The organism is Synechococcus sp. R5-15 (assembly GCF_047462035.1).
GTDB lineage: Bacteria > Cyanobacteriota > Cyanobacteriia > Thermostichales > Thermostichaceae > Thermostichus.
On sequence record NZ_JANSIK010000045.1, the window covers coordinates 1 to 1330 of the forward strand.

Consider the following 1330-nt stretch of genomic DNA (forward strand, 5'->3'; position numbering starts at 1 on the left):
GCGTTTGTTTTCGGGGTTTCTGCCCTGAGGCGGCCATTCATTGTTTTGAGGTGGATCCCTTGGCCTTGCAACTGCTGCAGCAGAATGCTCTTGGCCTGGGCAACTTGTGCATCCGGTGGGGCTAGCGGGGCAGAATAGCTGCAGAACTTGTCGGCTCTGGCCGGAGGATCCTCAAGCGAAGTGGGGAGTGGAGCAGCCGCTCCCTTTCCGGGAAGCCAGGGCAGCCCTCAAGGAGTTGGGTTTGGAGCCCATCGATGTGCTCAGGGTAGCTACGGGTGGGGATGAGGTGGAGGTATTGGCTAACCTGCAGCCGCAGCTTAGGGACATCAAGGTGATTTACGTGGAGTTTACTTCTGAGCAAGACCGCAAGCAGATTGATCATAGGTATAATCAGCACTTGGCTTCTGACTTTGTCATTATGGATGCACGTAGGGCAGGATAGTGCAAAACTAGCCCTCTTTGTAGCCTGGGCAGAAGCTACACTTTGTCAGCAGCACTGATTAGAAGGACGAGCTATGGAAAATTCCAACAAAGAAACTCTGCAACCGCGAGTTCTCCTGAGCTGGCCAATTTGGCCAGACCACATCCCACCGCCGCAGTTTTCAGATCGGCAAGTAACTGTCTGTCCCAAAGAAAAAGTGGGGGGCTGTGGACTAGGCTATGTCAACCGTCGTGAAGGCTTGGTGGAGTGTCCGGAAGGAGATTATGACCTCTATGACTTTGTCCAGCAGTCTGAGCAGATTGTGGATAAAGAGTTTGACTTGGTGATTGTACGAACTTGCAGCTGCGAATACAGCAACCCCTTCAACACGAAAAAATTTGGCTGTCCAACTGTCTTGCTAGCCGGAGATACGCATCATTGGCACTTCCCCATCGAACATCTTTTGGCCTACTGGGCCGTTGAAGCCTTTGATTATGTTGTTACTGCTCCCAACCGCCAGCACCTGCACTGGTTTGCCGCGGCGGGCGCGGAAAACCTGGCCTGGCTACCTCTCATCTCCATGCATACGGTTGTCCACAAGTGGGTAGAAGCAAGAGAAAGCCAAGTTGTCTTTATTGGCCATCAGGGATCCGAGCATCCCAGACGTTCCCGTCTGGTCGAAGCCATAAAGAGGGCACACTTGCCCATTCTTGCCAAAACTGCCAACCGTCAAGAGGCAGCCCGCCTATTTGCCGAATCGCTGATTTCGTTTAACTGCAGCCTGAACGGGGATCTGAACCTTAGGAACCTGGAAGTGATTTCTGCGGGTGGCTTTCTGCTTACTGACCAGCTCTCCTTCGCCTCAGGATTGGACGAACTTTTGGCGCCCGGCACCTACTGCGACACCTA

At 53.2% G+C, this 1330-nt stretch carries 1 protein-coding gene and 1 pseudogene; both read left to right on the forward strand.

All coding sequences use genetic code 11. The annotated features are described in order from the left end of the window. Nucleotides 1–187 precede the first annotated feature (187 nt). Nucleotides 188–442, forward strand: a complete 255-nt coding sequence (locus tag NW839_RS04780) for a hypothetical protein (protein ID WP_414351979.1) — start codon at nt 188–190, stop codon at nt 440–442. 73 nt (nt 443–515) lie between these two features. Next, nucleotides 516–1330, forward strand: a pseudogene (locus tag NW839_RS04785) (glycosyl transferase family 1); the annotation flags it as partial.